25 protein-coding genes are annotated in these 23,411 nt (G+C 52.3%); 14 read left to right on the top strand and 11 right to left on the bottom strand.

What is annotated here, in order from left to right:
• Positions 1-458: 458 nt before the first annotated feature.
• Entirely contained in the window at positions 459-716 is a 258-nt protein-coding gene (locus HZS81_RS18325; RefSeq protein WP_085920082.1) for a helix-turn-helix domain-containing protein, read from the bottom strand.
• A 125-nt stretch (positions 717-841) separates the two neighbouring features.
• Between HZS81_RS18325 and HZS81_RS17615 the strand changes: the two genes are divergently transcribed.
• From HZS81_RS17615 to HZS81_RS17575, 9 genes are all read left to right on the top strand, one after another.
• Entirely contained in the window at positions 842-1,081 is a 240-nt protein-coding gene (locus HZS81_RS17615; protein WP_085920081.1) for a hypothetical protein, read from the top strand.
• A complete protein-coding gene (locus HZS81_RS17610) occupies positions 1,074-2,300 on the top strand; it encodes a site-specific integrase (protein ID WP_179931829.1) in 1,227 nt (408 codons plus the stop codon). Before HZS81_RS17615 ends, HZS81_RS17610 begins: the two co-directional genes overlap by 8 nt.
• Positions 2,287-3,252 (top strand): TraI domain-containing protein, encoded by a 966-nt coding sequence (locus HZS81_RS17605; protein ID WP_179931828.1) that lies wholly within the window; start codon positions 2,287-2,289, stop codon positions 3,250-3,252. Before HZS81_RS17610 ends, HZS81_RS17605 begins: the two co-directional genes overlap by 14 nt.
• A gap of 256 nt (positions 3,253-3,508) precedes the next feature.
• The gene (locus HZS81_RS17600; protein ID WP_179931827.1) at positions 3,509-3,880 is read left to right on the top strand and encodes a carboxymuconolactone decarboxylase family protein; all 372 of its coding nucleotides are present in this window, start codon (positions 3,509-3,511) and stop codon (positions 3,878-3,880) included.
• 154 nt (positions 3,881-4,034) lie between these two features.
• Positions 4,035-4,673, top strand: coding sequence for a TetR/AcrR family transcriptional regulator (locus HZS81_RS17595; RefSeq protein ID WP_179931826.1), 639 nt, complete (start codon positions 4,035-4,037; stop codon positions 4,671-4,673).
• Entirely contained in the window at positions 4,657-6,033 is a 1,377-nt protein-coding gene (locus tag HZS81_RS17590) for an efflux RND transporter periplasmic adaptor subunit (protein ID WP_179931825.1), read from the top strand. The genes HZS81_RS17595 and HZS81_RS17590 overlap by 17 nt, the downstream gene beginning before the upstream one ends.
• Positions 6,030-9,131: an efflux RND transporter permease subunit gene (locus HZS81_RS17585; RefSeq protein WP_179931824.1), complete on the top strand. Its 3,102-nt coding sequence runs from the start codon at positions 6,030-6,032 to the stop codon at positions 9,129-9,131. Before HZS81_RS17590 ends, HZS81_RS17585 begins: the two co-directional genes overlap by 4 nt.
• A 49-nt stretch (positions 9,132-9,180) precedes the next feature.
• Positions 9,181-9,645 (top strand): cytochrome c, encoded by a 465-nt coding sequence (locus HZS81_RS17580; RefSeq protein WP_179931823.1) that lies wholly within the window; start codon positions 9,181-9,183, stop codon positions 9,643-9,645.
• Positions 9,646-9,768: 123 nt separating this feature from the next.
• Entirely contained in the window at positions 9,769-9,951 is a 183-nt protein-coding gene (locus HZS81_RS17575; RefSeq protein WP_179931822.1) for a hypothetical protein, read from the top strand.
• Between the two features lie 79 nt (positions 9,952-10,030).
• Here the strand turns inward: HZS81_RS17575 and HZS81_RS17570 are convergent, their stop codons facing one another.
• The 5 genes from HZS81_RS17570 to HZS81_RS17555 form a co-directional block, all read right to left on the bottom strand.
• Entirely contained in the window at positions 10,031-11,278 is a 1,248-nt protein-coding gene (locus HZS81_RS17570; RefSeq protein WP_179931821.1) for a molybdopterin molybdotransferase MoeA, read from the bottom strand.
• Positions 11,275-11,850, bottom strand: coding sequence for a molybdenum cofactor biosynthesis protein B (moaB, locus tag HZS81_RS17565; RefSeq protein ID WP_179931820.1), 576 nt, complete (start codon positions 11,848-11,850; stop codon positions 11,275-11,277). The genes HZS81_RS17570 and moaB overlap by 4 nt, the downstream gene beginning before the upstream one ends.
• A 376-nt stretch (positions 11,851-12,226) precedes the next feature.
• A complete protein-coding gene (locus HZS81_RS17560) occupies positions 12,227-12,964 on the bottom strand; it encodes a Crp/Fnr family transcriptional regulator (RefSeq protein WP_179931819.1) in 738 nt (245 codons plus the stop codon).
• A gap of 47 nt (positions 12,965-13,011) precedes the next feature.
• Entirely contained in the window at positions 13,012-13,143 is a 132-nt protein-coding gene (locus HZS81_RS18200; protein WP_277815016.1) for a hypothetical protein, read from the bottom strand.
• 421 nt (positions 13,144-13,564) lie between these two features.
• Positions 13,565-14,179 carry a hypothetical protein gene (locus HZS81_RS17555; RefSeq protein ID WP_179931818.1) on the bottom strand — a complete coding sequence of 205 codons (615 nt, stop codon included), beginning with the start codon at positions 14,177-14,179 and terminating at the stop codon, positions 13,565-13,567.
• A gap of 206 nt (positions 14,180-14,385) precedes the next feature.
• On the opposite strand from HZS81_RS17555, the gene HZS81_RS17550 reads away from it, so the two are divergent.
• From HZS81_RS17550 to HZS81_RS17535, 4 genes are all read left to right on the top strand, one after another.
• Positions 14,386-16,263, top strand: a complete 1,878-nt coding sequence (locus HZS81_RS17550) for a histidine kinase (RefSeq protein WP_179931817.1) — start codon at positions 14,386-14,388, stop codon at positions 16,261-16,263.
• 2 nt (positions 16,264-16,265) lie between these two features.
• The gene (gene narL / locus HZS81_RS17545; protein ID WP_179931816.1) at positions 16,266-16,931 is read left to right on the top strand and encodes a two-component system response regulator NarL; all 666 of its coding nucleotides are present in this window, start codon (positions 16,266-16,268) and stop codon (positions 16,929-16,931) included.
• A 292-nt stretch (positions 16,932-17,223) separates the two neighbouring features.
• Entirely contained in the window at positions 17,224-17,631 is a 408-nt protein-coding gene (locus tag HZS81_RS17540) for a MarR family winged helix-turn-helix transcriptional regulator (protein WP_179931815.1), read from the top strand.
• Between the two features lie 416 nt (positions 17,632-18,047).
• Positions 18,048-19,208, top strand: a complete 1,161-nt coding sequence (locus HZS81_RS17535; protein WP_179931814.1) for a cytochrome P450 — start codon at positions 18,048-18,050, stop codon at positions 19,206-19,208.
• A 67-nt stretch (positions 19,209-19,275) separates the two neighbouring features.
• Here HZS81_RS17535 and HZS81_RS17530 read toward each other — a convergent pair whose 3' ends face one another.
• The gene (locus tag HZS81_RS17530) at positions 19,276-19,803 is read right to left on the bottom strand and encodes an HPP family protein (protein WP_179931813.1); all 528 of its coding nucleotides are present in this window, start codon (positions 19,801-19,803) and stop codon (positions 19,276-19,278) included.
• A gap of 140 nt (positions 19,804-19,943) precedes the next feature.
• Between HZS81_RS17530 and HZS81_RS17525 the strand changes: the two genes are divergently transcribed.
• Complete coding sequence (locus HZS81_RS17525; protein WP_179931812.1) at positions 19,944-20,369, top strand: DUF488 domain-containing protein; 426 nt, start codon at positions 19,944-19,946, stop codon at positions 20,367-20,369.
• Between the two features lie 93 nt (positions 20,370-20,462).
• Here HZS81_RS17525 and HZS81_RS17520 read toward each other — a convergent pair whose 3' ends face one another.
• From HZS81_RS17520 to HZS81_RS17505, 4 genes are all read right to left on the bottom strand, one after another.
• Entirely contained in the window at positions 20,463-21,221 is a 759-nt protein-coding gene (locus HZS81_RS17520) for an amino acid ABC transporter ATP-binding protein (RefSeq protein ID WP_179931811.1), read from the bottom strand.
• Complete coding sequence (locus HZS81_RS17515; RefSeq protein WP_179931810.1) at positions 21,218-21,892, bottom strand: amino acid ABC transporter permease; 675 nt, start codon at positions 21,890-21,892, stop codon at positions 21,218-21,220. Before HZS81_RS17515 ends, HZS81_RS17520 begins: the two co-directional genes overlap by 4 nt.
• 17 nt (positions 21,893-21,909) lie before the next feature.
• Complete coding sequence (locus tag HZS81_RS17510) at positions 21,910-22,614, bottom strand: amino acid ABC transporter substrate-binding protein (RefSeq protein ID WP_241697556.1); 705 nt, start codon at positions 22,612-22,614, stop codon at positions 21,910-21,912.
• A 304-nt stretch (positions 22,615-22,918) separates the two neighbouring features.
• Positions 22,919-23,411: 4Fe-4S dicluster domain-containing protein (locus tag HZS81_RS17505; RefSeq protein WP_179931808.1), on the bottom strand; the 493-nt coding region annotated here is incomplete at its 5' end.

Below are 23,411 nucleotides of genomic sequence, written 5' to 3'. Positions count from 1 at the left end.
AAGCGCCACACTTGGGCATTAATCCGTGTGTCATCACGCCATCGATACGGCTGTTGAAGACTGAAGCCGGCAACCAACGGCTCCAAAACGCTCAATCGACACTCTCATGAATGAGGCAGGTAAATACCCGCATGTGTCGTTAAGTGACACCACCTCCATGAACCCAAATCCTAAAAAAACCTTTTCAATGACGATTTTAAGGCATTTAATTCAATTTCAGGACATATAATATGTCCTAATAGCATCAGCCTCATAACCGTCCCCGCTACCAATATTTCTAGAGGCAGATCAGTCACTTACTGGTCTGCCTTTTTTGTTGCCTGCCGCTCCAAATCCCTCTGTGCCCAAATTGTGCCCACACTGTGCCCAAAATTTTTAGGTCGCGCTTAGCGCCAAATTCATTAATGACCTTCAGGCTACTAGCGTGCATTTTTTATCTCCGTTGATTTCACCAACGCTTAATCTTTTGGTATAGCCGCGTCATCTGGCGCTTTAACTTCCTTGATATGCGTTACTAGCTGCTCAATTTCACAGTCAAAGTAGTAGCAGAGCTTATCTAGGTTATCCGTCACCGTACTATGCCCTGGATGGTTGATGATCTTAGACAGCGTCATTCGGTTAATCCCCGTCTCTTTGGCAATTTCCCCGATCGTAATTCTTCGCCTCTCTGCAAACTCTTTGTCCGCTATTAGCTCCTTTAAGTGATACCTAATCATCCCAATCCCCAAAAAAAGATTAAAAGAATTATCAAAAAGCCCTTGAAATAATCAAATGAGCGTATATATTTCCTATAGAGCGATTAACGAAATTATCAATTGATCACTTTAGAGGAGATAATCGCATGGACGTTACATTTTTGACAACGGAAGAGCTTGCTGCCCGCATCAAATACGATGCGCGTACGATTCGTCAGCAACTCAAAGATAGCGTTCTGATTGAAGGCACTCACTATATCCGGCCCTTTGGGCGTCGGAAAATCCTCTACATCTGGGAAGTCATTCAAGAAGAAATGCTGCAAACAACCGCTCGCCAGCAAGAGCTTGCAATTCCGATGGCAAACGGAGGCATGTGCCATGGGTAAAGTTCGCGCTCGCAAGGAAAGCAAAAAGCTGTTTATCGATTTCCGCTATAACGGCCAACGCTTTCGAGAACAAACATTGCTAGACGACAACGCCAAGAATCGCAAGCAGTTAGAGAGCCTTCTTCAGCGTATGGAAGCAAAAATGCTGCTTGGCGACTTTGTCTATGCTGATTTTTTTCCTAACAGCAGCAACTTGCAGAAATTAAAAAACGAACGTTCTCAGGAGTCGCTAGCTTCTAAAGCTGGCGAAGCCTTAGAGACAGACACTCCCCTGTTCAGCGACTTTGCGGCGCAGTGGTTTGAAGAGAGCAAGATCCAATGGCGGTCATCGCATGTTCGCAATGTCAGCTCAATCCTCGACAGCTCGCTCATCCCCGCCTTCGGCAAAAAGCCGGTGGGCGACATCACCAAAGCCGACATCATGGGGTTTCGGGCCAAGCTGGCCAAACGCAAAGGACGCAGTGCCACGGGAGTGGTTTCGCCCAAGACGATCAATAGCCACATGACCATTTTGCGGATGGTGCTGGATGAGGCGGCAGAGCGTTTTGATTTCGAGACGCCCTACAAGAACATCAAGCCGTTAAAGCTGCAGAAAACCCATATCGAGCCGTTCTCACTGCAAGAGGTGCAGCGCATCATCGATAACGTCCGCCCAGATTATCGAAACTATTACACCGTGCGTTTTTTTACCGGAATGCGTACCGGCGAGATTGACGGCCTGAAATGGAAAAACGTCGATTTTGCCAAGCGGGAAATCCTGGTGCGCGAGACGCTGATCAACGGGGAAACGGAGTACACCAAAACAGACGGTTCTCAACGTGAAATTCCCATGTTCGGTCAGGTATATGACGCCCTCAAAACGCAGTACGCGGCGACCGGACATAAGAGCGCGTACGTGTTCTGTAATCAGCTGGGGCAGCCACTGGACCACAACAACGTGACCAAGCGGGTATGGTACCCGCTGCTGAAAGCCCTCGGGCTGAACAAACGGCGCCCTTACCAAACCCGTCATACCGCCGCGACGCTCTTCCTGGCCTCAGGAGAGAACCCGGAATGGGTCGCGCGGGTACTGGGGCATAGCTCCACTGAGATGCTGTTTAAGGTCTATTCACGCTACGTGCCCAATGCCACACGCATGGATGGCTCGGCCTTTGAGCGTTTACTTGGCAACACCGCCCCCGCTTCGTCCCGGAAGGAGGATACTCATGAAACCGCTTGATATTCATCGCCCTGCCCGTCCTCCCCATCTTGCCCGTTCTTTCACGGGCACCTACCGGCTCACGGGACGTGTGGCGTTTTTTGATGATGTGAAAACGCCTTTCTTGAAACTGCGGTTAAGTGATTGCGAGGGGGATCACGTGGCGCTGCTGAATTTGGATAAAACGTCGGTACCCGAGCGCATCGGTCACCTGGATACGGTGACCGCCACCGGCGTTAAGGGCTTGTCGAGCCAGTTCATGCTCCACGAATTTCGCAAAGCGACGCAAGACGAAATGGCCTCGTTGGCAACGCTACAATCGTTACCCCGGGTTTACTGCCCAGTGCGGGAGACCTTTGACCAGCTCGTATCGACAGCTCAGTCGCTGCACTCAGCGCATCTGCGTGAGTTTTTGACACGGGTATTGGAACGCCAAGATCGCATGGAGGCCTTTTTAAACGCCCCGGCGAGCGTGTCGTATCACCACGCCTATCCGGGTGGCTTGCTGCAGCATTCGCTGGATGTGGCCAACAATGCCGTGGCGATGCTGCGCCTTAACGAGCCCGACATGCCACGTCTTATGCAAGAGACGTGCTTCGTCGCCGGGTTATTGCACGATATTGGCAAAACCTATACGTACGACTCGAAGGGGAAACCGAACGCCGCCTGGAAGCTTTGCAGTCACGATGCCTTTACTTTGGAAGCCTGCGCCTACGGGCTGGCGTATTTGGATCAGCATGCGCCTGACCTGGCGATCATGCTGCGCCATGTATGGACATGCGCCTCACCTGGGGCTCGGTATGGCCAGCCGGCCGCGATGACGCTAGCTCGCTATGTTCGTGATGCCGATGGACAGAGTGCGATGGCCGATAACCAACAACGGGCGTTTAGCCGCACCAACGGTTGGGGCTTTAGCCGTCTGGGTCAAAATCTCTTCTGGCGACCGGAAGGACCAACGTTACAGCCACAATAGTAGTCGGTATGAAACCACCCTAATGCCGCCAGCGGATTTCGTTTGGCGGCTTTTTTATGCGTCATACCTCAGCAATAACGAAGTACGAACAGCGGTTCATTAGGCCGCCTTAGAGCGATACCCCTAACTCCTTGCCCGACTCCAAGAACATACCTAAAGAACAACACGCATCACGTACACTCTATTTAGCTATTACGATATAATAATTTATTCTGTCTTTCCCAACTCATCTTTCATGAAAATGATGAGTGCTTTGATGCATAAAAATTGGCAAAAAACGACGCAAGATCTCTCTGCACTTATGCAGGACATTGGTAAAAATATACCAGACGTCACCAAAGGTTTTTCCCAGATGGCAAAGGGGGCCAACCAAGAAGGCGCCCTGTCTCACAAACACAAAGAGCTAATGGCACTCGCGATCGGCATTAGCATCCGGGTATCGCCTTTCACACCAAAGCCGTTACTGAGTTTAAAATTCGCCCAACAACGTGAAGATCACCCCACCCCGCCCTTTTGGGCTGCCTATCTCGCCCTTCTATCACTGCCCTGCCTCCAATACCTCGTCCTTGAGCCACTTATCGAGGAGGCGGAGAACCACACCGCCCTGCACTCGTTGCTGCAGAAATGAAGTCATGCTCATAAAAACGGTTTCAGCAAAGCCACCGCGGCACGTTGCAGAACCTTGTCTTCGAAGGCGGGAATGCTGATTTACCTTAGCAAACTTGCCTTTTGATGGCTTACCATCAAAAATAAAGTAATTAATCACTTTCTTTTGGTGACTCATGTCAGACAAGCAGCCTCCTGCCAAGCGCACTTATCAAAGCACCGAACAGCGCCAGTCCGCCACCATTGAGGCTGTGGTGCATTTGTGTGCGGAGCAAGACCCTTCCAACCTTACGACCGCCCGCATTGCCGACGAAGTCGGATTATCTCAGGGTGCCCTGTTCAAACATTTCCCCAACAAAAACAGCCTATGGGAGTCAGTGGCGGGTTGGGTCGCCGAACAGCTCACACAGCGGGTTTTCAGTGTTGCGGATCAATATGAGCACGCAGACCAGGCATTGGAGGCCATGTTTCTGGCCCATATCGGCTTTATTGCCCGCCATCCGGGCATTCCGCGACTGATGCTGGGAGAACTCCAGAAACCGGGCAACAGTGCGGCCAAACGGATTGTTCGCGAGACCCTCGCTAACTACCGCCAGAAAGTCATTGCTCTGCTGAACCTTGGTATCGAGAAGCAACGCATTACCCCCACCATCGACACCGAGGCGGCGGCCGTGCTCTATCTCGGGGCCATTCAGGGGTTAGTAGTTCAAGGCATGATAGGCGGTGATATTCGCAGCCTTGAACAGACCGCGCCCCGCATTTTCAGACTTTTCAGCGCCAGCTTTCAGGAGATTCCCGATGCACCGCAAGCATAAAATTATCCTCGCCCTGACGCTGATTGCAGGCATCGCCTTTGTGGTGATGATGGTAAAACTGAAGCAGCCTCCGGAGCGCGAGGCTGAACAGATGGCAGCGACAACGGCCAGAATCCTTGAAGTCGCTCCCCTCACCGTCCGCACCGAAGCCCGCGGTTATGGCCAGGTGTTACCGGCCCGGAGTTGGCAGGCCGTGGCCAATGTGGGCGGCCGCATCACCTGGAAGCATCCGGATCTGGAAAGCGGCAGTCTGATTTCCGAAGGTACCCGCCTGCTGCAAATCGACCCGACACGCTACGAACTGGCAGAGGCTTCCGCCAGGGCCGACATTGTCGGCCTGGAGGCAGAGCGGCGGCAACTGGATCAGGAAGAACAGAACACCCGGGAACTGCAGGAACTGGAAAACCGCCGGCTGGCCCTTGCCCAGCGGGAGCTGGAGCGGGCAAAAACCCTGGTAGACCGTGGTGCCCTGTCGGAAACCCGGTTTGATGAACAACAGCGGGCCACCCTGCAGCAACAACAGGCGGTGCAGTCCCTGAAAAACCAGCTCAATCTGATCCCTGTGCGCAAAGATACCCTGAACGCCCGCTTGGCCCGCAGTGAATCCGCACTGGCCAATGCCCGGAAAGACCTTGAAGATACCCGGTTCGAAGCCCCCTGGGATATGCGGGTTCACCAGTCCGAAATCGAAACCGGGCAACAGGTGAGCCCCAATCAGACCCTGTTTGTAGCCGATGACATTACTGCGGCGGAAGCCACGGTTCAGCTGCAAATATCCGCACTCAGACGCGTCGTATCACAGTTACCGGGCGCTACAGACCAAAAAACCGACAACAACAAAGCACACCAGGGCTTTGCCGACTTCCACCAGCAACTGCCGCTGGATTCGCTGACCGTGCGGGTACACCCGACCGGCGCACTCGACAGCCAATGGTCCGGCAAGCTGACCCGGGTTACTGGCAGCCTCGACCCGGCCACACGCACTGTGCAGGCAGTCATTACGGTGGAGGAGCCATATCGCGACGCGAGTCCGCCAGCCCGGCCACCGCTGGTGCGAAACATGTTTGTACAGGCGACTATCGCAGCACCGACACCCGATCCGGTGCTGGTGGTGCCGGCCAGCGCCATTCACCAGAGCGAGGTGTACCTGGTCGATGGTGATGACCGCCTGCAACGCCAGCCCGTCACCCAGGCCTGGCAGCAGGGTGAGCTTGCGGTGGTCAGCGACGGGCTGGAACCTGGCGACCGGCTGATTCTGGACGATCTGGTTCCCGCCATAGAAGGCACGCTACTGAGCCCCCGGGCTGATGAGCGAACCCGTGTGTGGCTGGAGAAAAGGGCCGCAGGAGACCAGCCATGATCCGCTGGTTTGCCGGCCACCCTACTGCGGGCAACCTGCTGCTGATTCTGATTCTGGCTATGGGTCTGTTTGCAGCGCCCAACCTGACCCGTGAAACCTTTCCCGACTACCTGCCACCGGAAGTCAGCATCACCATGGAATACCGGGGCGCCACCGCAGTAGATGTGGAAGAGGCCATCTGCCAGCGCCTGGGTGAAGCGCTGCAGCGGGTGGACTACATGGAGGAAATCTCCTGCACTGCCCGGGACAACCAGGCGCAGACCATTGCCAGCATGGCACCACAGGGCGATATGGGCCGGTTTCTGGATGATATCCGCACCGAAATCGAAGCCCTGACCGATCTCCCTGAAGAAGCGGAAGAGCCGGTTATCCGCGAGCTGTACCGGACCAGTCTGGTGGCGGCCATCGCAATATACGGGCCCATGAGCTTTTCCCACCTTGAGGCTTATACCAACCAGCTGGAAGACCGTTTATTCGCCATGGAGGGCGTGGCCGATGTCATCCCCGTTGGCCTGTCCCAGCGCCAGTGGCACGTGGAAGTCTCCCGGGACCTGCTGCGCCAGTACGGCTTGGGTGTGCGCGACATCGCCCGTGCCATCAGCAGCCAGAACCTGGACATGCCCCTGGGCAACATTGAAACCGACAGCCAGGATATCCAGTTGCGGTTTGTGGATGAACGCCGCTCACTGCACGCCCTGGCCGATATCCCCATTATTGGCGGTGAAGCCGGTGCCGTGCTCACCCTGGGCGACCTCGCCACCATTACCGAAGCCCATGAACGGGAAGAGGAACGGGTGGAATTTAACGGCCAGCGGGCGATTGTGCTGGAGATCCACAAGAACAGGCACGACGATGCCCTGCGGGTAATGGATTCGCTACAGGCCTTTGTTAATGAGGAAAAGGCCCGCCGTGGTGGCACCGTGGAACTGGAGATTACCCAGGACATGACGTCCATCGTCCGGGACCGCTTGCAGATGCTGGTGGGCAACGGCATCACCGGCTTGCTGCTGGTGGGCCTGGTGATGGCCCTGTTCTTTCGCCCCCGCCTTGCGTTCTGGGCCCTGTTCGGTCTGCCCTCCGCCTTTGCCGGCGCGTTTGTGATGATGGCCCTCACCGGGTTGTCCCTGAACATGATCACCCTGGTGGCTCTGCTCATGGCCATCGGTATCGTCATGGACGACTCCGTGGTGATCACCGACAACATCGCCAAACGTTCAACCAAGGGCTGCAGCCCACTGGAAGCGGCGGTAAAAGGCACACAGCAAATTCTGCCCGGGGTGCTGTCGTCGTTTCTCACCACGGTTTCCGTATTCATCCCGCTGGCGTTTCTTTCAGGCGAATTGGGAGCGGTGCTGGAGGTTCTGCCGGTGGTTCTGATTGCCGCTCTGGCGGCCTCACTGATCGAAGCGTTCTGGATACTGCCCCACCACCTCAAAAGTGGTCTGGGAAAGAAGCGCGAGAAACCACCTTCCCGCTTCCGCACCACGTTCGACAACGGCTTTGAAACGGTTCGTGAAAAAGTCGGGCAACTAGCGGACAGAGCTATCCGTTTCCGCTATGGCGTATTGGCGGCCATGCTGCTGATTATCCTTGGCTCAGCCGGGCTGATGGCCGGCGGCCAGGTGCGTATGGAAGCCATGCCGGAGATTGAGGGCGATGTCCTGGAAGCCCGGGTACTGATGCCCCAGGGTACGCCCCTGCACCAGACGCAGGCGATTACCGACCGCATCACTTCGGCAATGCACAGCCTCAATGAAGAATACACTCCGGAACAGCCTGACCAGCAGGCTCTGGTACAGAACATTCAGACCCGCTTCAATCAGCACACCGGGGCGGGCGAGAAAGGTGCCCATGTGGCAACCGTGATGGCCGATTTGCTGACCACAGAGCAACGCACCGTGGACCTGGCGACCCTCACCGACCGCTGGTACCAGGAAATCGGCGAAATCCCGGGGCTGATCGCCCTGAACATCCAGGAACCCGGTTTCGGGCCGGCGGGCATTCCCATCGAAGTCCGCCTGCAGGGCACCGATCTGGACGAGCTAAAAGCCGCAGCCCGTTATCTGAGCAAGGAAGTTGCTAGCTACAACGGCACGTTCAACGTCCTGGATGATCTCCGCCCCGGCAAGCCCCAACGGATTCTGACGCTGAAAGACAGCGCCCTGTCCCTTGGCCTGAATGCCGCCGAAGTCGCCAGCCAGATCCGCACCGGCCTGCTGGGAGATATCGTGGATACGGTACAGCTTGGTGACCAGCACATTGAAATCCTGGTGCGCCAGACCAGCGCCGAACGCAACACCCGCCAGTTCCTGGAAGATACCGTAATCACCACAGGCAAGGGCCAGATGGTTCCGTTGCGCGAAGTGGCCACCATCACCGAGGATCGGCAATGGTCGCAGGTCACCCGTATTGACGGCCTGCGCACCGTCACCGTATCGGCCGATGTGAACGGCCGAAAAACCAACGCCGATGCCATCGTGACTGACTTGCAGAACCGGACGTTTCCGCAGCTTCGTGAGCAATGGCCAGAGATCAGCCTGCAGGTGGAAGGCCAGACCGCCCGCTCCCGGGAAACCGGCCAGTCCATCGCCCGGGGGCTGTTGATCGGGTTGCTGGGGATCTTCCTGATCCTGTCGTTCCAGTTCCGCAGCTACCTTGAGCCCATCATCGTTATGCTGGCGATCCCGGTGGCCTTTATGGGAGCCGTGTGGGGACACCTGATCATGGGCTACAACCTGTCCATGCCCTCGCTGATCGGTGCCGCCTCACTGGCAGGTATCGTGGTGAACAACGCGATTCTGCTGGTGCAGTTCATCAAGGCCTACCAGACTCAGGGCATGAGTGCCCGGGAAGCCGCCGGTTCCGCCAGCCGCGCCCGCTTCCGCGCCATCCTGATCACCACCAGCACCACCGTGGCTGGCCTGTTGCCGCTGCTGGCTGAAACCAGCACCCAGGCCATGGCAGTCATTCCACTGGTGATCTCGGTGGTATTCGGCCTGCTGGTATCCACCGTTGTGATACTGGTGGCATTGCCGGCGCTCTACGCGATTCTTGAAGATCTGGGTTGGGCGAGAGCGCCCGACCCTGACAGGCAGTAGCACCACTGCTATGGTATTTAAAACCTGCAAACAAAAGGAATCATTAAACATGACAGCTAGAACCGGAAAATTCCTGGCAACCGTACTGTTGGGCCTGGCAGTTTCAACCAGTTCACTGGCGGCGGAACCTGTCACCCCGAAACTCACGGACAAACTGAGCCAGCTGCTTCAGAAGGAGATGAGGGCGGTACAGGGCGGCATGGCCTCTATTCATTCCGCCATGGTCATGGGGCAACATGAGAGTGTTGCTGAAAATGCCCAACAGATTCATGACAGCTTCATCCTGCAACAGGAACTGACCGAACAGGATCGCAAAGACCTGATGTCGGCTGTCCCAAAAGGGTTTATCAAGCTGGACAAAGAATTCCATCAGCTTGCTGCATCTCTGGCAGAAGCCGGTAGGGATCAAGACACGAAAAAACAGCATAAACTGTTCAGCAAAATGACAGGCAACTGCATTCAATGCCACAGCCAGTACGTGTCTGACCGTTTCCCTGGCGTTACATCCTTTTAACGAGCCACCTCATGCAGTTTTATGCAGATAGTCCTGCCGCAGAAGCCCCGCTATTCTGAAGTGGCTATAGTTTCCCAGTCACACAGACACAGGTAAGGTTCCCTGTCCATTGAGGTGTGTGCCATGAGTCAAAAAAATACCAATTCCTATACGACTGATTTTAAAGAACGTGCCTTCAAACCAGCAATTGAAACAGATCAGCCAACTGTCCATACTGCTAAAGAACTAAGCGTGGAAGCCAGCAAGCTGCTTACATATTTAGATAAGCACCAGAGATTGAATTGCACGCTGAAAGTTGGACACTAGTCCAATCTTCGATGCAGCAGAAACACCACCTGGCGACTTTCTAGTGATTACCCTCAGAGAAGCCGTTGGCCGCCTAAGCTTAATCAAGAAACTGAGCGATGGGGCAATATAAATGAACGTGGCCTTCTTCCACATCCTGGTTGGCTTCGATCACCAAGTATCCTTCAGACTGACTCGCGGCACTGAGCATGTGTGAACCCTGTCCACCCGCTAGATGGGCGATAGGCGCCCCGGAATACCAGTCGAGCACCACTCGCAGTAATTCACGTCGCCCCCGAGGGCCTTGCCTGGAAAAGCCGGCCGTGACAGGAAATTGTTGTAACTCGGCCGGGATACGTCCCTGGCAACCGTGCACCAAGGGCAAAGCCAGCAACTGCCAGCCTACCAGCGAAGCTACCGGATTACCTGGCAAGCCAACAAACGGAATACCGGTTTCAAGAGAATCACCCAGGTAGCCTAAGGTGAATGGCTTACCGGGTTTGATGGCAACGCCATAGAAGGAAACACCGCCAAACCTCTCCAACACTGGACGGACATGATCTTCTTCACCCACCGAAATGCCCCCAGTACATACGACCAAATCAGCTTCATCACGAGCCTGACTAAAGGTCTTTTGGAGTTCAGTCGCATTATCAGCGGTTACCCCCAAATCGAGCACGTCACAGGAAGACTGCATCAATAGTGCTTTCAACATGGCACGGTTACTGTCATAAACTTGGCCCGGCGCACGACTCGTGCCCGGCTCGATCAGCTCGTTACCTGTAGAAACCAGCGCTACCTTCAGTCGTCGCAAAACGTCAATTTCACCAATTCCGTGACTTGCCAGCAAAGCGATGGCTGCCGCATTTAGGCGTGTTCCAGCTGATAACAGTATATCGCCTTCACAGGTATCCTCTCCACGACGACGAATGTTAACGCCTTTGGCGAACTCATCGTCAATGTGTACACGCTCATCGTCATCTAGATGGACTCGTTCCTGTGGTATTACAGCATCGGCTCCAATCGGAACCGGTGCCCCTGTGAAGATTCTGGCGCACCCCATTGCTGGCAGGCACAAAACCTCTGCCCCTGCAGGGACGCGCAACTTCACCGGTAAGCCATCCTCACAAACCTCATTCAGACGCAAGGCATAGCCATCCATGGCACTGTTATCGATACCTGGTATATCAAGGGGGGCGAGTACTTTATCAACCAATACCCTGCCTGCAGCTTGACTCAGCGCTATCTTTTCGTTGCCGCAAATAGGGCGTGCTGCAGCTATCATTCTCCTACGAGCATCGAAGAGGTCGAGGAGTGCTAAGGATGTAATGTCAGCACAGCCACTCATGCCTCAACCTCAGAAACGTTAGGATTGTCTGCCGGGAAACGGCTAGCACAGCGCTCAGCATCCGGAAGCACCATCGCCACGAAATTGCAGGGCCTGGTGCTAGCATCAAGCTGAGCCGATAGGATGCCATCCCAAGCGGTAGCACATGCCTTAGGGGAGCCTGGCATGGCAAAGACCAGCGTGCGATCGATTAGCCCAGCCACAGCACGAGATTGAATAGTGGAGGTGCCAATACTTGACCACGATAGTTGCCGAAATAGCTCACCATAGCCATCGATGACCTTATCGAACAATGGCGCCAACGCTTCGGGTGTAGTGTCACGAGGCGTGAAGCCAGTGCCACCGTTAACTATCACCACATGAATATCATCTCGCACCACCCACGCCGAAACCTCTGCGCGAATCCGATAGACATCGTCTGGCACGATACACTGCTCGACCAATTCATGACCGACCTTGGTGAGGCGACTAGCCAGTAGGTCGCCACTGTCGTCCTCGTTGAAGCTGCGGGTATCAGAGACGGTTAACAAAGCAATGCCTAGCGGGATAAAGGGCGTGTTGGCGTGAGCCATAAGATAACTCCTTCCTCACCACCCGCAAGGCGAGCAGTGGAGTACAAAGGGAAATTTATTTAACTCAAGAGCAAAACACTGCTCTTGTTTATGTATGCACTATCAGATGGTCAATAATCGTCGCCATAACTGGTGTCGCTCACTAATATCTCGTGATCAACGCAGGTAATTTAGAGAACATTAATCCGCAACGAACATACTGGCGACCTAGGTTAAAGCAGCCATTTTCAGGATACTGGCCCGCTACCTTTCCGCGGTTGAGCACAAACAGCAAACACTGAAGCACAGCTTTAAGGCGTGCTTCTTGAATCTATTCGTCTAGGGTTGTCAGCATGGCTACAACACGAGGGTAGAGAGTGAGTAACGTCGCATTAGTTTACTCGCTAGCAGCGAGTAAACGGCGCAATCCAGGCTCATCAAGTACCGTCAAACGTTGTCGACTCGTTTCAATCACCTGCTGGTCACGGAGCTTAGCTAGCATCCTTGACAGTGTTTCTGGCTTCATCGCTAGCTGGTCTGCCAGCCATCTTTTGGGTAACGAAAGGCGCAGGGTGTACGGCGTTCGCACTTGTCCACGAGGCATTTGGCGCAGAAGATAACTCACTAACCGCGCCATGGCATCGCATTGAGTAACAAGTGTTAAATCCTCCAAACGATCAGTAAGCTCCAACGCCAACCGGCTCATAAATTCAGCGCGGCAGGCGGGGTGCACGTCAAGCACTTGGCGGCACACGGCAGCGGGGAGCGCAATCACGTGTGTCTTTCGTTTCGCTTCAGCAGAGTAAAGGTAGTTGCCGAGGTTAGAGACCATACTCAGCTCACCGAGCGTTTCGCCGCGCTCGACATGACGTATGGTAGCTTGACTGCCGTCCCGCGCTGTTCTTACTAAGCGCACCATGCCCGTAATCACAATATAGAGCCATTCAGCAGGTGCATCTTGGTGAAAGAGCCATTCACGATCTTCGACACACGTCACGCTGCTTTGCGCTAGCAGTTCAGTTCGTGCTGCCTCGGTCAGATCACTTAACCACGGGACGCCACCTAGCAGCTCGTTAAGCTGGTACGGTTGGCAGAGCAATTTAAGTGAGGAACTCGTCGGTTGTGCCATCTTCATCAGCGTATCCTTTATCTGCGAAGTCACTGCTTCAAAGCTCCGCCACTCTAGTCGTCAAGCACCAGCAAATAGTGATGAAGACCGCGCCGGGATGCCTGTTCGGAACTTGATCGGTCAAAATTAGCAAAGGGGTCACACACTGTGCGGAAAAATTTTAGCCGGTCAATGAAATAACTCATGGTCAATCTCCTGGCTTTTCGAAGGAAAACAATCGCCTAAAATACTGGCACCTTGGAAATTGATTCTGGGTGATTAAACGCCCGATTTCTGCCCGGTTACCTCCATATAACCCCTCGCTACCTCTTAGGGGATAATATTTGCGACGGTCTTTGCCATAGCCGTTGAGAGCGTACTAACACCTGAAGATAGGAGCCGTTAAAACTGGTTGCGTTTGATTTAAATCATGCATCTTTAGTGCATCTTTATTGCTATCTCCCAACCCCTACGAATTCACTCAGGTACTGGCCTCAATAGAGGGAACACTCTGATGGGTGTGGGTAAGCGTATTTCTGGCTGTATTGGATACTTATACGTTGGCAGATTTACGGGAGGGCCATACTTCTCAGATTTCACGTCTAATGCGCATATCCACTACGTCGGTTAGCAATTAGCCGCATCATTTTTTGTCGGTTCAACAAATAGCCACAGCAACAGCATCACGATAACAACGGGCAGGATCAGACTCCATGCGGCAATACGCCAACCGTAGGCCTGAGTAACCATCGGTACCAAAAGCCATGAAAGCCCCCCACCCACGAGAATAGCACCGTGTAACCCCACCAAGACCCCGCCCCTGCACTGCGGTGCCCAGCTACGAACATGAACCACGCCCGCGCTAATCACACCGCCCGAAACGCCAAGCCCTACAGCCACTAAAACAAACTCCCACGCTTGCTCTGCTGCGCCTAGCCAGATCAAACCTCCTCCCTGTAACGCCAACAATATCTGTATGGTCACCCAAGAGCGTAGCCGCTTGCTCAACCAATGCACTGTCCACGCCATCATTACCCCTATGACCACGGGAAGTGCGAACGTCATAGAGGGCAGCGCCTCGGGATAATCTCCTCCAGGCGAAGCCAACGCCAGCATGGCATACAACACCCAGCCTGCGACTACCGCAGCACAACCAAGCGGCACCAGCAGCAGACTGACCAAAGCATGATAGCCGTCCTCTCCGCTTTCTACTGGCGAAAGCTGCAAATCGGGTGATGGCATCGCGGCTCTACCTAGAAAATTGGCTTACCATTATTGTCGAAAGAGAAGCACAGTTGGTCAAAAGGGCAAAAGAGGTAGGGTTTCCGCCTTTTTATACCCCCTCAGAAGTAATACATTAAATACATATTTATGGCATAAACACTTAGGCTAGATAAGAGTTAACTAGACGGATATTAATTTCTCTCCCTCACCTGGCCGGGTGCTACATGAAAACTTTACGCCACTCCCTTGTTGCCCATATCGTCACTTTTTTGCTGGCGATCAGTGGCATGGCAATCACCAATATCGGGCTCACCATGCTGATTGCCCAGAGCAGTGAAGGCGATGCTGCCGCCATCAATGTCGCTGGCTCCCTACGCCTGAACGCAGCCCAAATTGCCGAGGCACTGAAGCGTCCGGCTGATGATGATCCGGATAAAACAACGCGTGAGGTTAACCAGCTCGCCGAACGACTGAGCACGCGATTGGAAAGCCCAGCTTTAGAGCAAGGGCTCCCCTATACCCGTAACGAAAAAATTCTTGAGCAACTCAATGCGCTAAAGTCGCAATGGCAGCAGATGCTGGCTCTCAAGTTAGACGACGCCCTTAACGGTGACGAGAATGAAGTCACCCGCACGAAAGCAGCGCTGAATAGCTTTATCCATGATATCGATCAGTTTGTTTACAGCTTGGAGAGCAGTACCGAAGCCAAGATCCGCCTACTTAGCACTGTGCAGATACTCTTTTTAGCCTTAATAAGTCTGCTTCTACTGATCGCTCTCTATGACATTCGGCACAACCTTGTCACACCGCTACGCCAACTGATGATACTCAGCCGAGAAGCGGCGCATCGCAATTTTCACTACCGCTCGCACTTCATGAGCCAGGACGAATTAGGGCAGCTAGGCCGTACATTTGACAAAATGGCAGCTGAACTTGGTAGGAGTTACCACGAACTTGAGGCGCGGGTGTCACACAAGCAAGATGAACTTAAGCGTCAAAACCGCGCTCTTCACATTATTCATAACGGTAGCCGCACACTTTACGGCGGAGGCAACGACCTGTGTGCCAGTGCGGCGCCGATGTTCCACGAGCTCGAAAAACTGCTCGATATCGGGCCTATGGTGTTATCGCTGAATAATGAACACGACGGCAATGAGATGGAAATCATAGCGACCCATTCATCCGAGCGTCCGCGTTACTGCCGCGATTTGGATTGCTTTTCCTGTCTGGAAGCCCCGCAAAAGCCCCTTGAGTTTTACGGCGATGAAGCCCCCCATGCGGACACCGTCGGGGAAACGCTTGTACTACCTGTCGCCATTGGTCATTCAGTATTGGGTCACTTAAGTATCAACTATGCCACGCCACTCAGCCCATCAACCCGCCAAATGCTGAATACACTAGTTGACCACTTGGCCACCGCTATCCATTTACAGCACCGCATCGCAGAGCAACAACAACTGTCCTTGATCAAAGAACGCACCATTATAGCCCGTGAGCTACACGACTCGCTGGCACAGTCGCTCTCTTACTTAAAAATGCAGGTCGCGCGGCTTGAACGGATGCAAATAAAGCAACTACCCATAGAACAGCAACAAGGTGTCATACATGACTTACGCGAAGGCCTTAACAGCGCCTATCGTCAGTTGCGAGAATTGCTAAGCACTTTTCGGCTCTCCCTGGATAAACCTGGGCTACAACCCGCTCTACAGCAAACCGTGGACGAGTTTAGTGCGCACCTGGGCTTTCCCGTGGAGCTAACCTATCAGGTACCGCCACATATACTCAGCGCTAACGAAGAAGTCCATCTCTTGCAAATCGTGCGCGAAGCCTTAACCAATACGCTCAAACACGCGCGTGCGCACTGGGCGAAAGTTAGCCTCACCTTTCAGCGGGCAGAACTGCACCTTGCCATTGAGGATGACGGCATTGGCTTAACCGATGATAAGTCACCGCCGATGCACTATGGTCTTATTATTATGCGTGACCGTGCGTACAACATTGATGCCACGCTTAACTTTAAAAATCGCTCCGAAGGCGGCACCGGGGTTTATGTTTGCTTTATTCCACAGACTGACCGACTCATTGAAGAAGGGGACTTCTGAACATGGCACGCACCACTCACGATCACTCTGCAACCATCATGATCATTGACGACCATCCGCTTTTGCGCCGCGGTGTTCGCCAACTGCTAGAGATTGAAGATGACCTGACGCTGATTTTCGATACCGGTTCTCCCCAAGAAGGCATTGAGCAAGCGATAGCATTAGATCCCGATATGCTTCTGCTGGATCTTAGTATGCCGGATATGAATGGACTGGAAGCGCTTAGACAGTTGCGCGAAACGGGTTATGCCGGGCGGATCATTATGTATACCGTGTCAGACCAAGAGGATGACGTAGTAGATGCGCTGCAAAATGGTGCAGATGGCTATTTGCTGAAAGACATGGAACCAGAAGATATGGTCCATCAGATGCGTAAGGCAGCCAAAGGACGCATGGTCATCAGTGAAAACTTAACCGCTCGGCTTGCCGAAGCTCTGCACAATCAGCGCTCTGCCCCCGCCATGCCATCGGTTGAATCCCTCACCTATCGCGAAAAAGAAATTCTCCGCGAACTCGCTGCCGGCATGTCTAATAAGCTGATCGCCCGCAAACTCAATATAGCCGAGGGAACCGTCAAAGTTCACGTGAAGCATCTGCTCAAAAAGCTCCGACTGCGCTCACGGGTAGAAGCTGCCGTATGGGCGGTGCAGGAAAGACTCGATAAATAGCGTTACGGCAAAATCTGCGTGAATACACTCAAAAAGCTGGCACGCATGAATTGCAACTCAAACACCTCCTAAAAACAATGAAATCAAACAATTACAAAGTAATATATTTGTACTTCATGTCAATCGAACCGTTGAATGAATAACATTAATGCTATATTTAGGGCTTTTATGGCGGTCTCTCCTACCAGCTTTCAATATAAAACATCATAGCATGATATTTTATATTGAAACGTTCTGGCAGCGATTTACAAGCCAACCGCATTATATGAACAACTTTATTGGAGGGACGAAAATGCAAACCACATCCTTACATAAGCAAGATTTCCAGCAACTTTCTCAGTTTCGCTATCAACTACGCTGTTTTTTGCGCCACAGCGAGGATATTTGTCGTCGCCACGAGCTTACGTCGTTGCAGTATCAGTTATTACTACATTTACGAGGCTTCGAAGGACGTAAGTGGGCTACTGTCGGGGAGTTAGCGGAAAGGCTACAGGCGAAGCATCACGGTACGGTGGCGCTCATTGATCGATGCGAGCAAATGAGACTGGTAGAGCGACGCCAGGGGCGCGAAGACCGCCGCCAGATTGAAATCCATTTATTGGCAGAGGGAGCTCGAAGGGTAGAGCGAATCGCTAAGGCACACCAGCCCGAGCTACGACACCTGCAAGAAGAAATATCGTTTCCATCCTGGGAAAAATGATCCTTGACCACGACAATCCTAGCACTACACTTAAAGATGCAATTCAAATGAATCTTAAGGTAGTCCTATGATGACATTATTCTCTGACGCTTGCCGTACACACCAACTTGGTAACATGACTATGATGGCGGGGCTTCTCCTTCTAGCTTCCGGTGTGCTGGGAGGCTATGTATTGGATAGCTATCTCGGTTTACTATCTCAAGTGTCTGCGCATGTGTTAGTCATAATTGGCCCAACGTTGATCAAAATTGGGTATGTGATGCGTATTAACGCTCGCCACCGTCTCCAGTTAGCGTATTGAATATCTTACTGCTGTCAGCCATAGGTATTCTTATATTTTGTGACACGCATCAATACATCATAAGGTGATATTTGGTTTGCTTGTCCGGCGCCATGAAAAAGCCAAAGGAGCGAGCATGACCGACCACAAACCAAAAAACTGGGATCCTCGTAGTGATAACGTTCAACGTGATCAAATCGCCGCTTATGACTCCATGCGTCAACGTCACTCGGTAGCATTCAGTGACTACCTACAATGGTCGCTATTTCGCCATAACGATATCTTGCGGGTACTGCACGACCATGAAACATTTAGCAACGCGGCTAGTCGCCACCTCTCCGTGCCTAACGCAATGGACCCACCGGAGCATACGCACTTTCGTCGCCTGATTGAGCCTTACTTTGGCACAAAAGCAATGGCGACTTTCTCCCCCATTTGCCGCAACATTGCCGAAAAAATCGTCGCACGCTTACCCCGGCAAGGCGAGGTAGAAGCCATGAGTGAGGTCGGCCAACCGTTCGCCCTCGAAATCCAGTGCGCCTTCATGGGCTGGCCAGCAAACCTGCATCAGCCGCTACGCGAATGGGTGAACCGTCAGCAAACCGCCACCCTTGAAGGCGACCGCAAAGCCTTGGGCGAACTGGCATTGGAATTTGATGGCGTGATTCGTGACTTGCTTGCAAGCCGTCGTGAGGCAGGAAGTAACGCACCGGATGACGTCACGACGCAGATCATGCGTGAGCGCGTTGAAGGACAGGCGCTCACTGATGAACAGATCGTCAGCATTCTACGCAACTGGACGGTCGGTGAGTTAGGTACCATTTCGGCCAGCATCGGCATTCTGATGCACTTTTTGGCCGAGCATAGGGATATTCAGGCACAACTGCGTGACAATCCCGAGTTACTTCCGGCCGCCATTGATGAAATTTTACGCCTCGATGCGCCGCTGATCACCAATCGCCGCGTCACCACCTGCCCGGTGGAAATTGGCGGTCGCCACATTAACAAAGGCGAGCGTCTGACACTGCTCTGGGCATCAGCTAACCGTGATGAAGCGGTGTTTGAAGATGCTGATACTTTCCGTCTAGATCGTAACCCCGACGACAACCTACTCTACGGTTCAGGAATTCACGTCTGCCCCGGTGCACCGCTCGCACGAATGGAGCTTCAATACTTTATGGAAGCGCTGTTGGCGAATACCTCATTGATCAACCCCTTAGATATTCAACCTGCGGTGCGTGCTCGCTACCCTGCTGGCGGCTATGAACGTGTGCCCTTGTACGTGATTCGTCGCTAATAATATAAGTGAGAAATGCTAGCCTAGATAGGTAGTTTCTGATAACGACAGAATATTAAACTATGCATCACCAATATCGTGGATAGCGGCGATGTCTCGCAAGATTATTAATTAAAATTGCCACCAGCAGCATAATCACACAACCTGCGCCAATCGGAAGCAATGGATACCACCAACCAAGCTGATGAAGATTCTCTCCGCCGGCTACTGCGATCAGCGATGCTGCTGCGCCAGGTGGATGTACCGTATGCGTTAATTGCATCACAAAAATGGACAATGACACTGCTAAGGCCATCGCCAAAGGGCTTGAGCCAAGCCATTGAAAACAAGCCACACCAACTGCTGCCGATAAAACACTGCCAAATAAAACGTGGCTAGGTTGTGCAAAAGAGCTCTCAGGTGCAGCGTAAATAAGCACTGATGTGGCACCAAAAGACCCTACAATAAGCAACTCTTGTGATAGCCAGCCATCACCTAATAAACAAATAGCTGCCATGCCGATAAAAGCACCAAGACATGACCAAAGGGCATCTTTCCAACCAACGAAATCACGCTGAACACTGTTGCCACGCATTTTTCCAAAATATGCTTTCATCTTACTCATTAGCCAGCAAATGGAGATCAAGCATGACAAGTAATCAGAAAATCGCAAATGACTTTTGATCATACTGATATGAGCGCAAATCAATTTACTAGGCTAGAAAAAACTCATAAAGGCAAAAAGAAATAACAACCATGAACTATACAATCAACCTTAAACGTGTCTACACCACCGTGGAAGCGCTTGATGGCGCTCGCATTCTAGTTGACCGCTTATGGCCAAGGGGTAGAACAAGGGAAACGCTTGCATTGACCGAATGGTTTCTTGACGTTGCTCCTTCTTCAAGTTTAAGCCGTAAATACCACCAACAACAGATTAACGAGACATCCTTCGAGGCCTGTTATCGAACAGAACTACGTGAGCACCCTGACACATTATTGCCATTAATGAGATACGCGCGTGAAGGTGTGCTGACTCTTCTGAGCGCATGCCGTAACACCGATCACTCGCACCTTCCAGTACTAAAAGAAATGGTGCTGTCAGCCTTGGCTGAAGAAGATGCAATTGACTGCGACCCATCATCTCCACCTTGCTGGGCTCATGAATGGCATGAGCCCTAAATGCGAGTTCTCAAATGAAGGTATCTAAAATTTTGGGTTCGCAAATATCGCAATTAGCCTAAATAGGCTTTACTCATGCGCTTGCTAGTAAAATTAGCCCATTGGATTTATAGGCTGATTGGCGAGCACCTTGCGTAAAAAATCGCGTGTCCGAGGATCTTTAGGTGCTTGGAAAAGCTGCGAGGGCGGACCTTGCTCGACGATGCGTCCACCTTCCATAAAAATCACGCGATCAGCTACGTCCTGTGCAAAACTCATCTCATGCGTGACTACCAGCATAGTCTGACGCTCAGTGGCCAATTGCTTCATCAAAGCAAGCACTTCTTCGACCCACTCTGGATCAAGTGAGGAGGTTGGCTCATCAAAGAGGATAACATCGGCCTGAGCGGCCATCGCACGGCCAATACCCACACGTTGCTGTTGCCCTCCCGAGAGCGAAGCAGGGTAAGCATTTGCCTTATCAGCGAGACCAATACGCTCAAGAATTTCATGGGCACGTGAATGAGCCTTATTCTTGGACCAGCGGTTAACCACGATTAAACCTTCGGCAATGTTTTCAAGCGCTGTCTTGTTAGCGAACAAAGCGTAATTCTGGAAAACGAATGCAGTCCGCCGCCGCAATGCAAGAATATCATCACGACGAGCATGAGCGGCATCGACACATAAATCACCAATTGTAATGTGACCAGCTTCCGGTTTTTCGAGAAAGTTCAGGCAGCGCAACAGGGTCGACTTACCGGTACCTGATGGCCCAATGACGACGATAATCTCCCCCTGCTCAATGGATAAATCAATACCGTCAAGCACAGCGCTACCACCAAACCGTTTGATTAGATGACGAACGTTGATCATCGCCGATACGCCTCATTCAATCGAGTTTCAAGTCGACGTTGTAGCCAAGCCAACCCTTCAACAATCACCCAGTAGAACAGCGCTACAGTGATAAATGCTTCAAAATACAGAAAGCTGCCCGCCGCCTCTTTCTGCGTGGCACCCATGAGTTCGGTGACACCTAATGTGAATGCTAGCGATGTGGCTTTGATCATATCGATGAAGTAATTCATCAGCGTGGGCACTGCCACTCGCGTTGCTTGAGGCAGCACAATACGCCGCATAAGTTGCCCGTTTGTCATACCGATGGAAAGTGCTGCTTCAGTTTGGCTACGGTCTACGCCGACTATCGCGGCACGAATGGACTCTGCCATGTAAGCAGCAAAGTGCAGCGTCAATCCCATGATAGTCGCGGTAACGCCATTGATTTGCGTAAGAAAGGCCAATACTTGTGGCAACCCGTAATAAAACAGGAAAAGCTGTACGAGGAGCGGCGTTCCTCGGAAAAAAGAAATAAAAAGTAGCGTAGCACCGTTAAGCCCCGGTATCCGCAGCACTCGAATGACGGCAAGTGCACTGGCCAAGGCAAGCGCCAGCACCATACCAGCAAGCGCCATTGCCAAAGTAAGGGGTAAATAGCGAAAGAGGATGGGCACAAGGCCCACCATATAATCGACGTTAAGGATACTCATACGGCTAGCTTAGAGCCTTAACGGCGGGTAATGTCAGAGCCAAACCAACGCTCTGAAATCTCGGTAAGTATCCCTTTTTCCCTCAGTGTTGTTAGCGCATTACCCACTTGGTCGCGCAAGGCCCGGCCACTCTCGGTATCGCGGAAAGGCAAGGCGTTACGAATGTCGGAGAATGGCTGCCCAGCCAGCTGCAAGGGTAAGGGTTTTTCTTGGATGACTTGACTAGCACTTACTCGATCCATTACGAACGCATCCACACGCCCTAGAGCTGTATCTTGTTCAATGTTGCTTTCATAAGTGCGTATATCAATCTCATTTGCATAGGGCAATTCATGCAACAGTTCTTCGTAGTTGGAACCTAAATTGACTGCTACGCGTTTGCCGCGAAGGTCTTCAACACCTTTAATCTCGTCATTACCTGCTTTTACCACCACTTGAGCGCCATCGTAAACGTAGGGCTTTGTGAAAGCATATTTTTCTTGGCGCTCTTCGGTAATGGTGATCTGATTAGCGATGGTATCGACACGACCCGATTCAAGCATACCAAACAACCCGGAAAAGTTGGCGGTAATGAACTCGACATCGGTATCCATCTCTTTCGCTACGGCTTCCATCACATCAACTTCAAAACCTTGAAGAACATCTTGTTCGACAAAGGTAAATGGAAAGTAGCCACCAGACATGCCAACGCGCAATACGTTTTCGTCTTGTGCTTGGGCCATGCTGGTGAGGGTAAATGAGCTTGCGAAAAATAGAGCTAGGAAACGTTTGTTCAACATAAAAGCCTCTCTTATGCTAGTATATTAAAATGGAATATGCAGGGTTATTTATATTCCATTTTGTCACAAAATGGCGCATATAACTAGCAGAGGCTCCTTGGCTTTCTTCATTGTTGATCTGTTTAATTATTAGCAAACGGCTTACATTGCCCCATCAGCCAACCAACGAACTCAATTACTTAATAAATAAGGCCTGAACTTGGTGAAAACCAAGCCAAGCCTCACTATTAATAGAACCGTGCTGGCTTCAGCTTCCGTGTTTCAGCAACATGGCTTTGATATGCCCGATAGCGCGCATGGGATTAAGTCCTTTGGGGCAAACCCAGGTACAGTTAGCGATCTGGCGACAGCGGAACACACTGAAAGGATCATCAAGGTCGTCGAGCCGCTCTTCGGTGGCCGTGTCACGGCTATCAATAAGGAAACGGTAGGCTTGGATGAGGCCCGCTGGGCCAATGTATTTCTCAGGATTCCACCACCAAGAGGGGCAAGCCGAGCTGCAGCAAGCGCACAGAATGCATTCGTAGAGGCCATCAAGCTTTTCGCGATCTTCTGGACTTTGACGGCGCTCAATCGTTGTCGGAGGCTCCTCATTCATCAACCAAGGGCGAATTTTTTCGGCTCTTCGTCGTTGGGTGTGGAATTCACCCCCTGATCTGGGCCAGGATATGACCTCCACGACGACAGGAGGCATGGCATGGACGGCACACAGATTTTGACCCTCGGCCTGGGCTTGGAAG

It is taken from the genome of Vreelandella salicampi (assembly GCF_013415105.1).
Taxonomy (GTDB): domain Bacteria; phylum Pseudomonadota; class Gammaproteobacteria; order Pseudomonadales; family Halomonadaceae; genus Vreelandella; species Vreelandella salicampi.
Note: the sequence above shows the minus strand (reverse complement) of the source record. Positions and strands in the feature narration are given on the sequence as shown.